Origin of the sequence: Acinetobacter lwoffii (assembly GCF_024129855.1) — a bacterium.
GTDB classification, from domain to species: domain Bacteria; phylum Pseudomonadota; class Gammaproteobacteria; order Pseudomonadales; family Moraxellaceae; genus Acinetobacter; species Acinetobacter lwoffii_L.
The window spans coordinates 1-14,493 of sequence record NZ_JAMXXC010000003.1; the positions used below are offsets into that span (position 1 = coordinate 1).

General features: G+C 45.4%; 12 protein-coding genes. 6 read left to right on the forward strand and 6 right to left on the reverse strand.

Annotation, left to right across the window (positions count from 1 at the left end; genetic code table 11):
- The first annotated feature begins 220 nt into the window (after positions 1-220).
- From NI465_RS03520 to NI465_RS03530, 3 genes are all read left to right on the forward strand, one after another.
- Positions 221-1,414 (forward strand): MFS transporter, encoded by a 1,194-nt coding sequence (locus NI465_RS03520; RefSeq protein ID WP_004644878.1) that lies wholly within the window; start codon positions 221-223, stop codon positions 1,412-1,414.
- Between the two features lie 222 nt (positions 1,415-1,636).
- Complete coding sequence (locus NI465_RS03525) at positions 1,637-4,045, forward strand: YgiQ family radical SAM protein (protein ID WP_114541485.1); 2,409 nt, start codon at positions 1,637-1,639, stop codon at positions 4,043-4,045.
- Between the two features lie 398 nt (positions 4,046-4,443).
- Positions 4,444-4,992: a DUF2726 domain-containing protein gene (locus tag NI465_RS03530; protein ID WP_004732580.1), complete on the forward strand. Its 549-nt coding sequence runs from the start codon at positions 4,444-4,446 to the stop codon at positions 4,990-4,992.
- Positions 4,993-5,046: 54 nt separating this feature from the next.
- Here NI465_RS03530 and NI465_RS03535 read toward each other — a convergent pair whose 3' ends face one another.
- Together NI465_RS03535 and shiA are read right to left on the reverse strand one after the other, a co-directional pair.
- Positions 5,047-5,403, reverse strand: coding sequence for a RidA family protein (locus tag NI465_RS03535; RefSeq protein ID WP_253144340.1), 357 nt, complete (start codon positions 5,401-5,403; stop codon positions 5,047-5,049).
- Positions 5,393-6,703 (reverse strand): shikimate transporter, encoded by a 1,311-nt coding sequence (gene shiA, locus NI465_RS03540; protein WP_005264011.1) that lies wholly within the window; start codon positions 6,701-6,703, stop codon positions 5,393-5,395. The genes NI465_RS03535 and shiA overlap by 11 nt, the downstream gene beginning before the upstream one ends.
- 15 nt (positions 6,704-6,718) lie before the next feature.
- Here shiA and NI465_RS16700 point away from each other — a divergent pair, with 15 nt between their 5' ends.
- Positions 6,719-6,847, forward strand: coding sequence for a hypothetical protein (locus tag NI465_RS16700; protein ID WP_004644884.1), 129 nt, complete (start codon positions 6,719-6,721; stop codon positions 6,845-6,847).
- A gap of 78 nt (positions 6,848-6,925) precedes the next feature.
- On the opposite strand, the gene dinB is transcribed toward NI465_RS16700, so the two are convergent.
- From dinB to mdtD, 4 genes are all read right to left on the reverse strand, one after another.
- A complete protein-coding gene (gene dinB, locus NI465_RS03545; RefSeq protein WP_253144342.1) occupies positions 6,926-7,981 on the reverse strand; it encodes a DNA polymerase IV in 1,056 nt (351 codons plus the stop codon).
- Between the two features lie 20 nt (positions 7,982-8,001).
- On the reverse strand, positions 8,002-9,018 hold the full coding sequence (locus NI465_RS03550) for an MBL fold metallo-hydrolase (RefSeq protein ID WP_253144344.1): 1,017 nt from the start codon (positions 9,016-9,018) through the stop codon (positions 8,002-8,004).
- A gap of 58 nt (positions 9,019-9,076) precedes the next feature.
- Positions 9,077-9,856, reverse strand: coding sequence for a glycoside hydrolase family 25 protein (locus NI465_RS03555; protein WP_253144346.1), 780 nt, complete (start codon positions 9,854-9,856; stop codon positions 9,077-9,079).
- A gap of 65 nt (positions 9,857-9,921) precedes the next feature.
- Positions 9,922-11,313, reverse strand: a complete 1,392-nt coding sequence (mdtD, locus tag NI465_RS03560; RefSeq protein ID WP_195725454.1) for a multidrug transporter subunit MdtD — start codon at positions 11,311-11,313, stop codon at positions 9,922-9,924.
- A gap of 178 nt (positions 11,314-11,491) precedes the next feature.
- On the opposite strand from mdtD, the gene NI465_RS03565 reads away from it, so the two are divergent.
- Both NI465_RS03565 and NI465_RS03570 read left to right on the forward strand, forming a co-directional pair.
- On the forward strand, positions 11,492-13,309 hold the full coding sequence (locus NI465_RS03565; RefSeq protein WP_004281024.1) for a choice-of-anchor I family protein: 1,818 nt from the start codon (positions 11,492-11,494) through the stop codon (positions 13,307-13,309).
- Between the two features lie 155 nt (positions 13,310-13,464).
- Entirely contained in the window at positions 13,465-14,439 is a 975-nt protein-coding gene (locus NI465_RS03570) for a hypothetical protein (RefSeq protein ID WP_253144348.1), read from the forward strand.
- Positions 14,440-14,493: the final 54 nt, after the last annotated feature.

The window sequence follows — 14,493 nt, forward strand, 5'->3', positions numbered from 1 at the left end:
GAAGTGAAACCTCTTAGCGCTGATGGTAGTGTGGGGTTACCCATGTGAGAGTAAGTCATCGCCAGCTCATTATTCCAAAATCCCCCTCCGCCAAGGCAGAGGGGGATTTTTTTATGCGTGGAATTTAGTCAAATAAATGTTATTTATGTGCTATTTCGACTGAAACATCACATAAAAATAAAATTGAGAGGCGTATACTGAACCGGTCTATGGAGCGGATATGTCCTCAAATTCATCTTCAAGCCATATTGAATATGGCTCTTCTGCTTTTAAAGCAGTGCTTTTTTCCTTATTCCTTGCTGGCTTTGCCATTTTTTCATCACTGTATTGCGTACAGCCGATGATGCCGATTCTGGCTGATTATTTCCAGGTCAGCCCGACTCAAAGCAGTTTCCCTTTATCTTTTTCTACCATTGCCTTGGCAGTTGGCCTGATTTTTACTGGACTAATATCAGACCGATTCGGTCGTAAGCCGATTATGGTCTGGTCTCTATTTTCAGTCTCAGTATTATTACTATTAAGTGCAATATTGCCGATCTGGTCCGTGTTTCTGACCACACGAGTAATGATTGGATTGACAGTCAGTGGTGTCGCAGCAGTCGCGATGACTTATATCGGGGAAGAAATTGCAGAAAAGGATATCGGTTTTGCCATGGGCTTATATATTTCTGGCACAGCGATAGGTGGTATGGGAGGGCGTTTAATTGCCGGAGTTTTAGTTGATTTTATCTCTTGGCAATCTGCTACTTTGTTGATTGGTATTTTAAATCTCTGTATTGCAGGCTTATTTTATTACCTCTTACCCGCTTCGCAACATTTTAAAGCCTATCCAATCAAGCTGAATCGTTTTAAAAACTCATTTAGACAGAATCTAGCTGATCCAAAACTTCGGGTTTTATTCCTGCAAGGTTTTATCTTGATGGGCTGCTTTGTCTCGGTATTTAATTATCTGAGCTATCGCTTGATCCAAGCGCCATTTGAGCTATCTCATGTCTGGATTGGTGTGATTTCGATTACTTATTTGGCCGGCATTTATAGTTCCCCTCGAGCAGCACATTGGGGGCGGCATTACGGAAAATTTAGAATATTGGCAGCCATGATCCTGATGATGCTTGTGGGCTTGTCGCTGATGCTGATCAATCAGTTGGTTGTTGTTTTTACCGGATTGCTGATTTTTACTTTTTCTTTCTTCGCTGCCCATTCGACTGCCAGTAGCTGGGTGTCGATCCAGTCGTTACAGTATCGGGCAGTCGGTTCGTCGCTGTATTTATTTTGCTATTACTTGGGTTCAAGCGTGTTGGGGAGCTCAAGCGGATTGGTGTGGGAAAATTATGGCTGGATAGGATTAACTGTGTTTATTGCCGCGTTATTACTGACGGGTTTGTCATTCAGTTTAAAACTCCGTTCAAATTAGAGATTATTTCCAAGCTTTCCTCCTCATAAATAGAATCAATTTCTTTTTTGAAATATTTAAACTTTAGATTCAAGTAACAAATAGAGCGTGATTCAGTTAGTCTCTGATTTTGTATAAATTATAATCAAGCAAGCTAGGGCCGATTCATGGTAAAATAATCGGCTTTCATCTTTGATCTTATTTTTAGATCTCCTATCATCTGCCAGCCGAGAATTGCTAGCCATGTCTACTGCTTATACCATGCAGACTGCGCCAAAAGCGTTGTTTGATTACGACAAATATTGGGCGTCTTGTTTTGACCCTGCGCCATTTTTGCCGATGTCACGCGAGGAAATGGATCAACTCGGCTGGGACAGCTGTGATTTTATTTTAGTTTGTGGTGATGCTTATATCGATCATCCGTCTTTCTGTTCAGGCATTATTGGTCGTACGCTAGAAGCACAAGGCTTCCGTGTCGGCATTATTGCACAGCCAGACTGGACCAGCGTGGATGCGTTCCGCGTTTTGGGTAAACCGAATATTGCTTGGGGTGTAACAGCAGGGAATATGGATTCTATGATCAACCGTTATACGGCTGACCGTAAAATCCGTTCTGATGATGCCTATTCACCAGACAATCAGCCAAACAAACGTCCAGACCGTGCGGCAACCGTGTATTGCCAGCGTGTCCGTGAAGCTTATCCGGATGTACCGGTATTATTGGGCGGTATTGAAGCATCCTTACGTCGTATTGCGCATTATGATTACTGGTCAGACAAAGTCCGTCGTTCAGTATTGATGGATTCAAAAGCCGATCTTTTGATGTACGGTAATGGTGAGCGTTCAATCACTGAAATTATGCATCGTCTGGCACGTGGCGAGAAAATTCACGAGATTACTGATGTTCGCGGTACTGCGTTCATTGTGAATAAACACAACCGTGCCTCTAAAGCCAAATTTGTTGAAATTGCATCGAATGATGTCGATGCCATTGGCCGTGTTGATCCAATTATTAACCCGTATGTCATGACTGAAGATATCGATGGTTGTGAGATTGAACAAGGGAAGGATTCTAGCCAGTATCAAGGTTTCCAAAAAGAACATGTCGCCAATCCGATTGTGCGAGCAGGGGATGACCTAGATCCTGATACGCAAATTGTGCAACTGCAACCGGCTTCTAAAGCGATTAAACATAAGTTACCGCCGCGTGAATTGGCCGTAATCCGTTTGCCTGCTTTTGAAGAAGTTGCTGCAGATCCAGTGCTTTATGCACATGCCAACCGTATTCTGCATCTGGAAACCAATCCGGGAAATGCGCGTGCTATGGTACAAAAGCATGGTGAACGTGATGTCTGGTTGAATGCACCGCCAATTCCGTTGACTACCGAAGAAATGGATTACGTGTTTGACCTGCCTTATGCACGTCTGCCGCACCCTGCTTATGGCAATGCACGTTTCCCGGCATTCGACATGATCAAGTTCTCTGTGAATATCATGCGTGGTTGTTTCGGTGGTTGTACTTTCTGTTCAATCACAGAGCATGAAGGTCGTATTATTCAGAACCGTTCTGAAGAATCAATTTTGCGTGAAGTAGAAAAAATCCGTGATACCGCACCGGGCTTCACGGGTATTATCTCGGACTTGGGTGGCCCAACAGCCAACATGTACCGTTTGGCCTGTAAAGATCCTGAGATTGAAAAGAACTGTCGTAAACCGTCATGTGTATTCCCGGGCGTGTGCCAAAACCTGCATACCGACCATGCGCCATTGACGCAGTTATACCGTAAAGCGCGCTCTTTACCAGGCATTAAAAAGATTCTGATTGGTTCAGGCCTACGTTATGACCTGGCGGTTTTAAACCCTGAATATGTCAAAGAACTTGTAACCCATCATGTGGGTGGTTACTTGAAGATTGCGCCTGAACATACCGAAAAAGGCCCACTCAATAAAATGATGAAGCCGGGTATTGGGACGTATGACCGCTTCAAGCAAATGTTTGATCGTTATAGTAAGGAAGCAGGCAAGGAACAATACTTAATTCCTTACTTCATCGCGGCGCATCCGGGAACTACCGATTACGACATGATGAATTTGGCGATTTGGTTGAAGAAGAATGGTTTCCGTGCCGATCAGGTACAGACCTTCTATCCTTCACCAATGGCGACTGCAACTACCATGTACTACACTGGTAAAAACCCGCTGGCGAAAGTGGCGCGTTATACTGAAAATGTCGACATTGTGAAAGGTGAGAAGCGTCGTCGTTTGCACAAAGCTTTCTTGCGTTATCATGATTCAAACAACTGGCCGTTATTGCGTGAAGCCCTGAAAGAAATGGGTCGTCAGGATTTGATTGGTAACTCGAAACAGCATTTGATTCCGACTTATCAGCCTGTAGGCAGTGCAGACGGTCAGTATCAATCGGCGCGTAAGAAAAACTCGACGGTTGCCGGTGATTCGCAAAAACGTACTGGTGAGCAAGGGAATCGTAGCAAGGCTGCACAAGCTCAGTCTCGTCCTTCAAATACCAAGAAGCGTCCTGAACGTGGGCAAATTCTGACCCAGCACACAGGTTTGCCGCCGCGTGAAACAGGCGATGCCAAAAAACCGTTTGGTGGGCCAAAGCCTAAAGCGAAGCCCAAATCACGTGCATAATTAAGTTAATAAAAAGACACTTCGGTGTCTTTTTTTAGCTCTTGGGTAAAGTAACGTAGCCTGAGCTTGTTCGTTGAAAGTGTAAAAGAATATATTATTTGCATTAAGTTCTTTAAAAAAGTGATATAAAAATAACACTTTGTCGGAATTGTCCTACAGTTGGGCAGATATGTATTGCGATCAATTCCATGGATGTTTTAGAGTGCATTATCAGTACTTTAAATCCACTTTCATTGGCATCCAGAGAGATGTCACTTTAGGTAACACAGAATCGAGTTTTGATACCAGTTGTATGGGTATTTAAACAGATTAGTTATTAGCTCTATTTAAAATAAAGCGTGGGTTTATACTGCACAACAATAAAACAAAAATGATTATAAGAATTCAAGGATTTAGGCATGACCACCTATATTATGATTGGGAGTTTCCTGCTCTTCTGTGTCGTGCTCATGGCATGGAAAAAGCTCGGAAATAATTCCAAACCACAAGACAGTGCGTTAAAGCAACGTGCTATTTTTAACCTGAATGAGCAATTGACCTTCACCCGTTTGAGGGAAGTATTACCTGAATACATCATTTTGGCACATGTTTCCTATGATGCCTTAATGACGACTAAATTTAACCGGACTCGACATAAGTACCGCAACCTGACTGCAGATTTTGTAATTCTGGATCAGCAGCACCAGATTCTAGCCGTGGTGGGAGTAGATGACCCATTAATTTTGAAGCGTCCCCAGCAGACGGGTTTTCAGGATGCATTACTAACCATGGCAGGTTATCGGGTAATTCGTTACGATGATGTGCCGGAATATTATCAGTTGCGCCAGGACTTCTTGCAGGAGCAAGCGCAAATGCAGAAAATGCCCAAATATACAGTTAGCAATGATCTGAAAAAATATTATTTATATTCGGATTTAGAGCGCAGTAAAATCAAAGCTGTGGGCTAAAACAAAAAAGCATGCCAGAAGCATGCTTTTTTTATGAGTACCGATCTTGAAACATTATTCCGGTTTAACCGCCACGACAGTCAGTTCGACCAATACCCGTGGATCATAGAGTTTTGCTTCTACACAGGTACGAGGCAGCGCTTCGATATCAGCGACCCAGGCATCCCAGACTTCATTGAAGGCTGCATAATCTTTTTCAATGTCTTTCAAATAGATGGTCACCGACATGATGTGACTTTTATCGGTACCGGCATCTGCCAGAAACTGGTCAATAATATCTAAAGTTTGTTGGGTTTGCCCTTTAATATCCAGTTCAACATCTGTGGCCAGCTGGCCGGCAAGATGTACCAGATTACCGGCAATAGCAATTTCCGAAAAGCGTTTCGATACGTGTAAACGTTCAACTATCATGTTGTTCATCCTGAGTTTTGGGCATCAGGGCTGCGACCAATGCAGTCAGCAGACAACCCACCGCCAGATAGATGGCTACATAATGCCATGAACCATCCGCCCAAATCACCAGTGCCGCTGCAATAAATGGGGTAAAACCCCCACCAATGATACTCGCCACCTGATAACCAACTCCGGCACCGCTGTAGCGGTATTCTGTGCCAAACAGTGAGGTGAAAATCGGTTGATGGACACTGACCACCATATCGTGTGCGACGTTCGCCAGTAAAATTGCCCCGACAATGATCATCCAGGTGTTTTGTGCATCGAGCGCCATAAAAAATGGAAAGGCTGAAAGCGCACCAATCAAACCGCCCCAGACACACATTTTCTGATGATTGAATTTATCCGCCAGCCAGGCAAAGAAGGGAATACTGAAACAGCTGATGGCACCGACCATCAGCGTGATATTCAGGAAGAACTGTTTGTCCATGCCTAGGTTGCTGGTGGAATAGTTCAGGGCGAAATTGGTGACCAGATACATGGTCAGCAATTCAGTCAAACGTAAGGCAATAATATAAAAGAAAGCTTTTGGATGTTTGCTGATCGCCTGCAAGATCGGCAGTTTTTCTGGTTGATGATCAGCTTTCACCACCTTTTCCACAAACTCTTGCGATTCATCCTGATCACGTCGGATCCACATCGCTACAGCTAACAGTACGATGCTGGCCAGAAAGGGAATACGCCATGCCCAGTCCGCAAAAGCCTGTTCGCCTAGGGTCGCAATAATAATGGAGACTGCACCAGTGGCCAATACCAGGCCAACACCATAGCCGACCTGAACCCCGCTGCTATAAAAGGCTTTTTTACCCTTGGGTGCATTTTCAACTGCCATCAGAGCTGCGCCGCCCCATTCACCACCCACGGCAAAGCCTTGCAAGGCACGGCAAAACACCAACAGCACCGGAGCCCACCAGCCAATTGCTTCAAAATTTGGCAGCAGACCAATCCCGACCGTGGAAATTCCCATCAGGATTACCGTAAGTACCAGCATTTTTTTACGGCCGAGCTTGTCACCAAAGTGACCAAATACCACACCACCTAAAGGACGAAACAGGAAGCCGACCCCAAAGGTGGCCAGAGCCGCAAGGGTACCCATGTTCTCGCCAATACTGGGGAAAAACTGATCTTTAAAAATTAAGGCTGCAACAATGCCATAAAGGAGAAAATCATACCAATCGACAACAGCACCAACAAAACTAGACAGCGCAGCTTTACGTGCGCGTTGTTCTTGAACAACAGAAGAATTTACAGAAGACATGCAGGAGGGGATTCCATGAGTTACATCAGAGTTGCCCTGCAATATTCGGATTTGATCGTCACGCTAATCACAGGACATCATGCTGAAAGTAAAGGTGATTTTCAGCATCTCGGCACATACATGGATAATGCATTGCGCAGATAGAGTACTCTAAAAAATCAAAATGTAAAAACAAAGTTGCCGTATTTTTAAACTGATGCCTAAAACATGATCAAAAAAGGTTTAGAGTAGCAATAACTGGGTTTCAGTTTCGGGGACGCTGAGCTGATACACGCCGACGCCGATCAGCCGAAATTGCATCTGCGGAGCAATATGCAGGTCGTCGAGCAGTAAGTCCAAGGCTTGGGCTAATTCCTGTGGGCTACGCAGCACCTGTTTAAAACTTTTACTGTGTTGCATCACCTGAAAATTCTTGAGTTTTAATTTGACCGTAACGCCGCGAGCAGAAAGCTGTTTCTTTTGCAGGCTTTGCCATACTTGTCCAAGTAAAGGCTCCCAATAGGGGCGACATTGGTTTAGATGTAGGTCATCATCAAAAGTGGTTTCTTTGGAAATTTGCTGACGTTCCCGTTCCACTTCGACCGGCCGTTCATCAATGCCTTGAGCATACAAAAATAGCCGCCGTCCATATTTGCCAAATTGCTGAATCAGTAAGGCTTCATCAATTTGCTGTAAATCGCCTAAAGTTTCTAGATTCAGGCTTTTTAGTTTTTCCTGGGTGACTTTACCCACACCGGGAATTTTTTTCAGGGGCAGATTCTGGATAAATCCCTGAACTTGTGATGGCTTAATCACACAGATGCCATTCGGTTTGTGCCAGTCCGAAGCAATTTTAGCGAGAAACTTGTTGGGCGCTACACCAGCAGAAGCAGTTAATCCGGTGGCTTGAAAAATATCCTCGCGAATTCGCATGGCGACTTCGGTAGCACTTGGGATTTGTTTTAAATTTTCTGTGACATCCAGAAAGGCTTCATCTAGAGACAGTGGTTCAATCAGGGAAGTATATTGTTGGAAGATCTGATGAATCTGTGCCGATACCTGCCGATATTTGGCAAAATCCGGCTCAATCACGATAACTTGAGGACATAGTTTGCGCGCCTGCCCCATGGACATGGCAGAACGCAGGCCATAAACCCGTGCCGGGTAGGAGGCAGCCGCGACCACCGCCCGAGGATGATGCGAGGCAATCACCACAGGTAAGTCTTTCAGTTCTGGACGTTCACGCAGCTCTACCGAGGCATAAAAGGCATCCATATCGAGATGAATAATTTTGCGCATGTTCGCTATCTTAAGGGGCTTTAATCGGATTGGGAAGCGAAGGCTGAGTTGAGTAAATAGGGTTGCGGTCCGCTGAGCAGAATGACTTTTGTCCCTTGTGTCTCGGCAGCCTGAATCAGAAGTTGCAAACTTTTTGGAGTGTCATCGGCAAGACGGGGTAAAAATTGCAATGGCTGCTTTAAAGGCTGAAAAAAATCATCCCAATGTACTGGAATCACCACTTTGGGCTTGAGCAGGTTTAGGGTTTCAGCCAGATATTGCTGCTGATAGGCATCGGATTGTCTGGAAAGCTGGGCAATGCCTAAAAACAGGGTGTCGACTTTCAGATGCTGCAATTGCTCTGGAATAAATCCGGTACTGGCCTTGACCAGAATTTTATGTCCTGCATGCTCAATCAGGCAGTCGAAACTGCCACCTTCCTTAAATTCGGAAAATTTAGCCGGAAGAGTAAAGGGCTGTAGCAGCTCTTCGCCTAAATCATCATTTACCACTGTGGGCGGGGTATGTTGTGAGGGAATTGCTGTGATTTGAAAATGCCCCCATTGTTGTACTTGCCCAGGCTTAACCGGCTGTAATTGCTGTGGGGTAACTTGGGGATTTGCCCGGGCGATATTCAGTGTGCTCGGCGAACCGACGACAGCAGTTTCGGGAAGCATCTCTAGTAAAGCCGGGACATCCAGAACATGATCATAATGAGAATGACTGACCAGAATGGCTTTGGTCCGGCTTAATTCATGGCGTTGCACCAGTTGTTCAAGGAGTGGCTTGTCACTTTGAATAGGTCGGCTAAGCACTTGCCATAACGACGGCCGGCTAAAGAAACCATCGATCAGGATCTGATCGTGGTCATCATCGAGTAACAGGGTGGACACACCAAAAAATTTAACGGTGAGACCGTGAACGGATGTACTGGTTTTTGGCTGCCACGCTTGAAAGTCACTAACCTTGCCTGAAGCTTGCAGCAAATAAGTCAGTGTACCCGCGATGAGCAGGAGAAGAATCACCAGACCGAGTAAAACGCCTTTTATCCATTTCAATCTTTTTATTTCCTTATTGTTTTGTTTTTATAAAGAACCTATTTTCAGGCGATCAACTTTATTTCACCTGCTCTTCAGATGAAGGTGCTGCAATCGCATTCGTCTTGAGAAAATCCAGCCATTGCTGTTCTGAGCCATAAAATACATTCAGGTCTACAGGAGTGGTAATGCCGGAAATTTCCCCCTGACTGGTATGTTGCCAAAACGTCCATTTGGGCTGATCTTTTAAATCAGGCAGACCCTTGTATTCACGTACCCAGAGCGGTACATCAGGAAAATGTCCTGCCAGTACAATATTATAAAAAGCTTTAGAAATATAGAAAATCGGCTGCTTGCCGTAATGCTTTTTCAGGGCATCGTGCATCACCTGAATTTCGTTTAAAAGCTGCTCTTTAGAATAGGTATTGATGCATTTGCTGTCATATTCCAGATCAATCACTGGCGGTAAGGCATCCGGTTTATTGGGGACAGCATCGATAAAGTTCTGTGCCTGAATGCTGCCATCGCGGCAGAGCCGGTAGAAATGATAGGCACCGACCAAAAAGCCGCGTTCACGTGCTTTCAACCAATTTTCCTGAAAACGGGTATCTTTAAAGTCGCCGCCTTCAGTGGCTTTCAGATAAACAAAACGGTATTTTTCAGGCGAAATCTGCTGCCACTGAATTTCTTTCTGATGGTGCGATACATCAAAACCCTGGATTGGATAATCGGCCGCATGGGCAGAGGGTGCTTTCATCAGGCACAGATAAACCATGGCGCTAGTGATCACAGTGATCAGAATGCCCAGCCCAATCAAGAGCGATTTATTAACTCTGTTCGGAGCCTGATTTTTTTGCATTTCAGTCCTTGTCTATATGTGATTTAGCCTAAAACTTACAATTAGCTCAAAGTGAATAGATCGCATCAAACCGGGGTGTTTTTAGGAATATGCCAGAAAATATAGGCCGCAATAATATTGATACAGCCTAAACAGATCAGTGACACATGAAAAGCAGCCACCAGATTGTCGGCGCCGTAATAGGCACTCAGCATGTTCACCAGTGTCCCTGCCAGTGCCACCCCGATACTCATCGACAGCATCATGATCATCGACAGGAAACTGTTGCCGCTACTGGCATCCTGCTGGCTTAAGTCCTTTAAGGTCAGGGTATTCATCGACACGAATTGCAGTGAATTTAAAATGCCGAAGATAAAGAAATGAATCGCACGGAGCCAGATTGGGGTTTCCGCCGTGGTCAGGGCAAAACTGGCAATACACAGACCCACCAGCAAAGTATTGACCAGCAAGACCCGACGATAGCCAAAACGCTGAATGATGTTGCGGATAATGGGTTTGGAGGCCAGCGAACCGAGCACAGTCGGAATCATCAATAAACCGGTAATAAAAGGTTCAAAACCGAATGCGACTTGCAACATCAGAGGCAATAAAAACGGAATCGAGTTGCCGCCGAGACGGGCAAAGAAATTACCCAAAATGCCAATCGCATAAATTTTATTTTTAAACAGCTGGCTGCGAAACAGCGCGTTGCTATGCGTATGTGAATGATAGGCATAAATCAGGGTGGCCAATAAACCGGCCAGAATCAGGCTGAGGCTCCACCACAGCGAGTTGTGTGGACTGGCAAAATTTTCAATTCCGAGACAGAGGCCCACCATGGCCACGACCAGCAAGATAAAGCCCCAATAATCAAAATGGGCGACTGTAGGTTCAAGTACATTCGGCATGGCCTTAAAGGTAATCAGTGCGCCCAGCAAGCCAATCGGCAGATTGATCAGGAAAATCCAGTGCCAGGACAGATATTCGACCATCCAGCCACCTAGGGTCGGGCCAATCAACGGACCAATCAGACCGGCCAGACTCATCAGACTCATGGCGGCCAGAAATTGGGTACGGGGAATGATCTTCAGCATCGCCAAACGGCCGACCGGCAGCAATAATGCACCACCGATCCCTTGAAAGATCCGGTACACCAATAATTCATTCAGGCTACTTGACCAGGCACAGCCCAAAGAGGCCAAAGAGAAAATAATAATCGCAGCAAAATAGGTATTTCTGACCCCGAACCGGTCTGCCAGCCAGCCACTTAAGGGAATGCAGGCTGCCACAGACAGCACATAAGCCACGACCACACTGTGCATGCGTAGCGGATCTTCCTGCAAATTTTGGGCAATTGCAGGTAAGGCGGTATTAATAATGGTGGTATCCAGCCCCTGCATGAAAAAGCCAATCGAGACCAACAAGACCAACAATCTAAACTCGGGATCTAAGGCTTGATGCGTAGGCGTGGCATTCATAATTCTGGAAAACTGAAAATTTTGAATAGTTTAAAGGAATCAGCCGAGTCTGTCGTATATAAAGCGTTTCAACTTTTATAGCAGTGTTGTGTCAAGGAACTGCAACCGATCTGTCATGGCACTGCAATGCTCTGGTTATAAATTGGTCACGAATTCTTCATGATAGATCAACAAAAAAATGAAATTAAAATTAAAGTCTTTGATAGTGGCCATGCTGGCTGTGGGGATGGTGGCATGTGGAAGTGAGAATGAAAATGAAACACCGGTTCCAATCGTCGAGGCTACACCGAACTCGATCGAGTTAAGCAAATTGTCGGCTTATGAATCGGGTGTATTTGCGCAAAGTGCAGCAGAAATTCCGGCCTTTGATGCCGAGAGTCAACGCCTATTCGTGGTCAATGCCAAAGAAGGCGTATTGGATGTACTGGATTTAAGTCAGCCTGATCAGCCGAAAAAAATAACTTCTATCAAGGTCGATGACATTGCGCCAGAGGCTGAGGTCAACAGTGTCGCGGTGCACAATGGCGTTGTCGCCATTGCGATTCAGGCTGCTGTGAAAACCGATCCTGGCTATGTTGCTTTATATCAGGCCAAAGACTTGACCAAGCTGGCCCACGTACAGGTGGGTGCTTTGCCGGACATGCTGACTTTCACACCGGATGGTCAAAGCTTGTTGGTGGCCAATGAAGGCGAGCCTTCTGATGATTATCAGGTTGACCCTGAAGGTTCAGTGTCTGTCATTAGTCTGGCCAATTTAAAAGCCCCGATCGTTCGTACAGCAGACTTTAAGTCCTTTAATGGACGGGAAGCAGCATTGCGTGAACAGGGCATCCGCATTTTCGGACCAAAGGCGAGTGCTGCACAGGATTTTGAACCTGAGTACATTACTGTTTCAAAAGATGGAAAAACCGCCTGGGTTACCTTACAGGAAAACAATGCCTTGGCCAAAATTGATGTGGCTTCTGCCAAAGTACTCGCTGTTTATCCATTTGGCTTTAAAGATCATGGCATAAATGGTCATGGCATGGATGTCAGCGATGCGGATGGTGTCGACGGTAAAGGCAAAATCAATATTCAAACTTGGGCCAATGTCCGTGGCTTATATATGCCAGATGCGATTGCAAGTTTCGAGGTCGCGGGCAAAACCTATATTGTGTCTGCCAATGAAGGCGATGCCCGTGCCTGGGGTGAAAACAATCCCGCATATTTCAATAACGATATCAGCCAGGGCTTTGTAGAAGAATGGCGGGTGAAACACTTAGTCCATGCCAAAGGTTTTGACCGCCGTCTGGGTGATGATTTGCCAGCTCATCTTCGTGTATTGGCCAAAGGAGCAGAACTCAATCCGAATAATTTTGCGTATTGTGGCGCGGTGGCAGGTGATGCCAAAGACTGCCGTGAAGATCATCTGCTGGGCCGTTTAAATATTACGTGGACTGAAGGCTATCAAAAAAATGCCGATGGTACAGCCAAACTGAATGAACGGGGCAATCTGGTCTATGATCATTTATATAGCTTTGGTACACGCTCGGTCAGTATCTGGGTGGAAAATGATCAACAGACCGGTTTAGAACTGGTATGGGATTCGGGTGATCAGTTTGAGCAGTATATTGCCAAACATCATCCTGAGATTTTCAACTTTAATCATGAAGAAGCCGGACTGGATAATCGCAGTGACAATAAAGGGCCGGAACCTGAAGGGGTGACCTTGGGGCAGATTGGTCAAAAAACCTTTGCCTTTATTGGGCTGGAGCGTGTCGGTGGCATCATGGTCTATGATGTGTCTACACCTGCATCACCAGTCTTCGTGCAATATATCAATTCACGTGATTTTAAAGCGACCACAGAGCAGATTGAAATAGGACAAGCCGGTGATTTAGGACCGGAAGGTTTGGTATTTATTCCGGCCAAAGACTCCCCGAATAAGAAACCCCTCCTGGTGGTCGGCCATGAAGTTAGTGGCAGTACCACGATTTATCAAGTAAATCTCAAGTAAAACCAAAAGCTTTTAGATTCAGGGCACTTCGGTGCTCTTTTTTGTAAGGTGACCGTATATATGACAGTCTTGTCATTAAAATGAAATAAAACCGTCATAATCTTGGGCCAACTTTTCAGCAGTGCTGAAATCTCCTCGCGTATAGGTTTGTTTTTATGACAATCGAGATTTTGATGGTGATCGGCTTCTGTTTGGCCGCTTACTCTATTGTCGGAAATGATGTACCTCAAACCTTAGGGACATTTATTTCTTCGAATTCACATCGCCCATGGTGGGTATTGTGGATTTATATCAGCTCAATTTTAATTGTCGTATTGGTCTATGGTTGGTATGCATCTGGGGTGGGTGATGCCTCATACGGTCGTTTAGAAACGATTCCTTTCCCTGAAGGTGGCATTACCTGGCTGTACATTGTGCCGCCAATTCTCCTGTTACTACTGACCAGATACGGGATTCCAGTCAGTACCACCTTCCTGGTGCTTACGATTTTCTCTCCTGCCAGCTTAGGCTCGATGATGGTCAAATCGATGATGGGCTATGCGGTGGCCTTTGTGGTGGCGATTGTCATCTATCGTTTTGTGGTCAAGCAGCTGGCACGCCATTTTGCCAAGACACGTCATCAGGAACACTCCAAGGTCTGGATGGGCTTGCAGTGGGTATCTACCGGTTTCCTGTGGAGCCAATGGCTGATTCAGGATCTGGCCAACATCTTCGTGTATGTGCCGCGTCAGGTACCGTTTGAATTCCTGATGTTTGCGATTGCGGTATTCGTAGTGTTGCTGGGCGTGATTCTGTATCAACGTGGTGGGGCCATCCAGAAAATTGTCGATACCAAAACCGGTGTGACCGACATTCGTGCTGCGACGATTATCGACTTCCTGTATGCCATTATCCTGTTGATCTTCAAAGAGTGGAGCAATATTCCAATGAGTACCACTTGGGTATTCCTGGGATTACTTGCAGGTCGTGAATTTGCCATGTCGATGATTCTGGATGAAGTCAATAAACATCGTACGTCACGCAATGTCAGTGCAGATGCCATGAAACTGATGTTCGGTCTGGCTATGTCGGTCATTCTGGCAACGACTTTGCCGATGTTTTATGAGTTTGTGACGAATTATGGTCAATAAGTCCTGATATTAAAAATCCAATAAAAAAGCGAGCCAGGTGCTCGCTTTTTTATT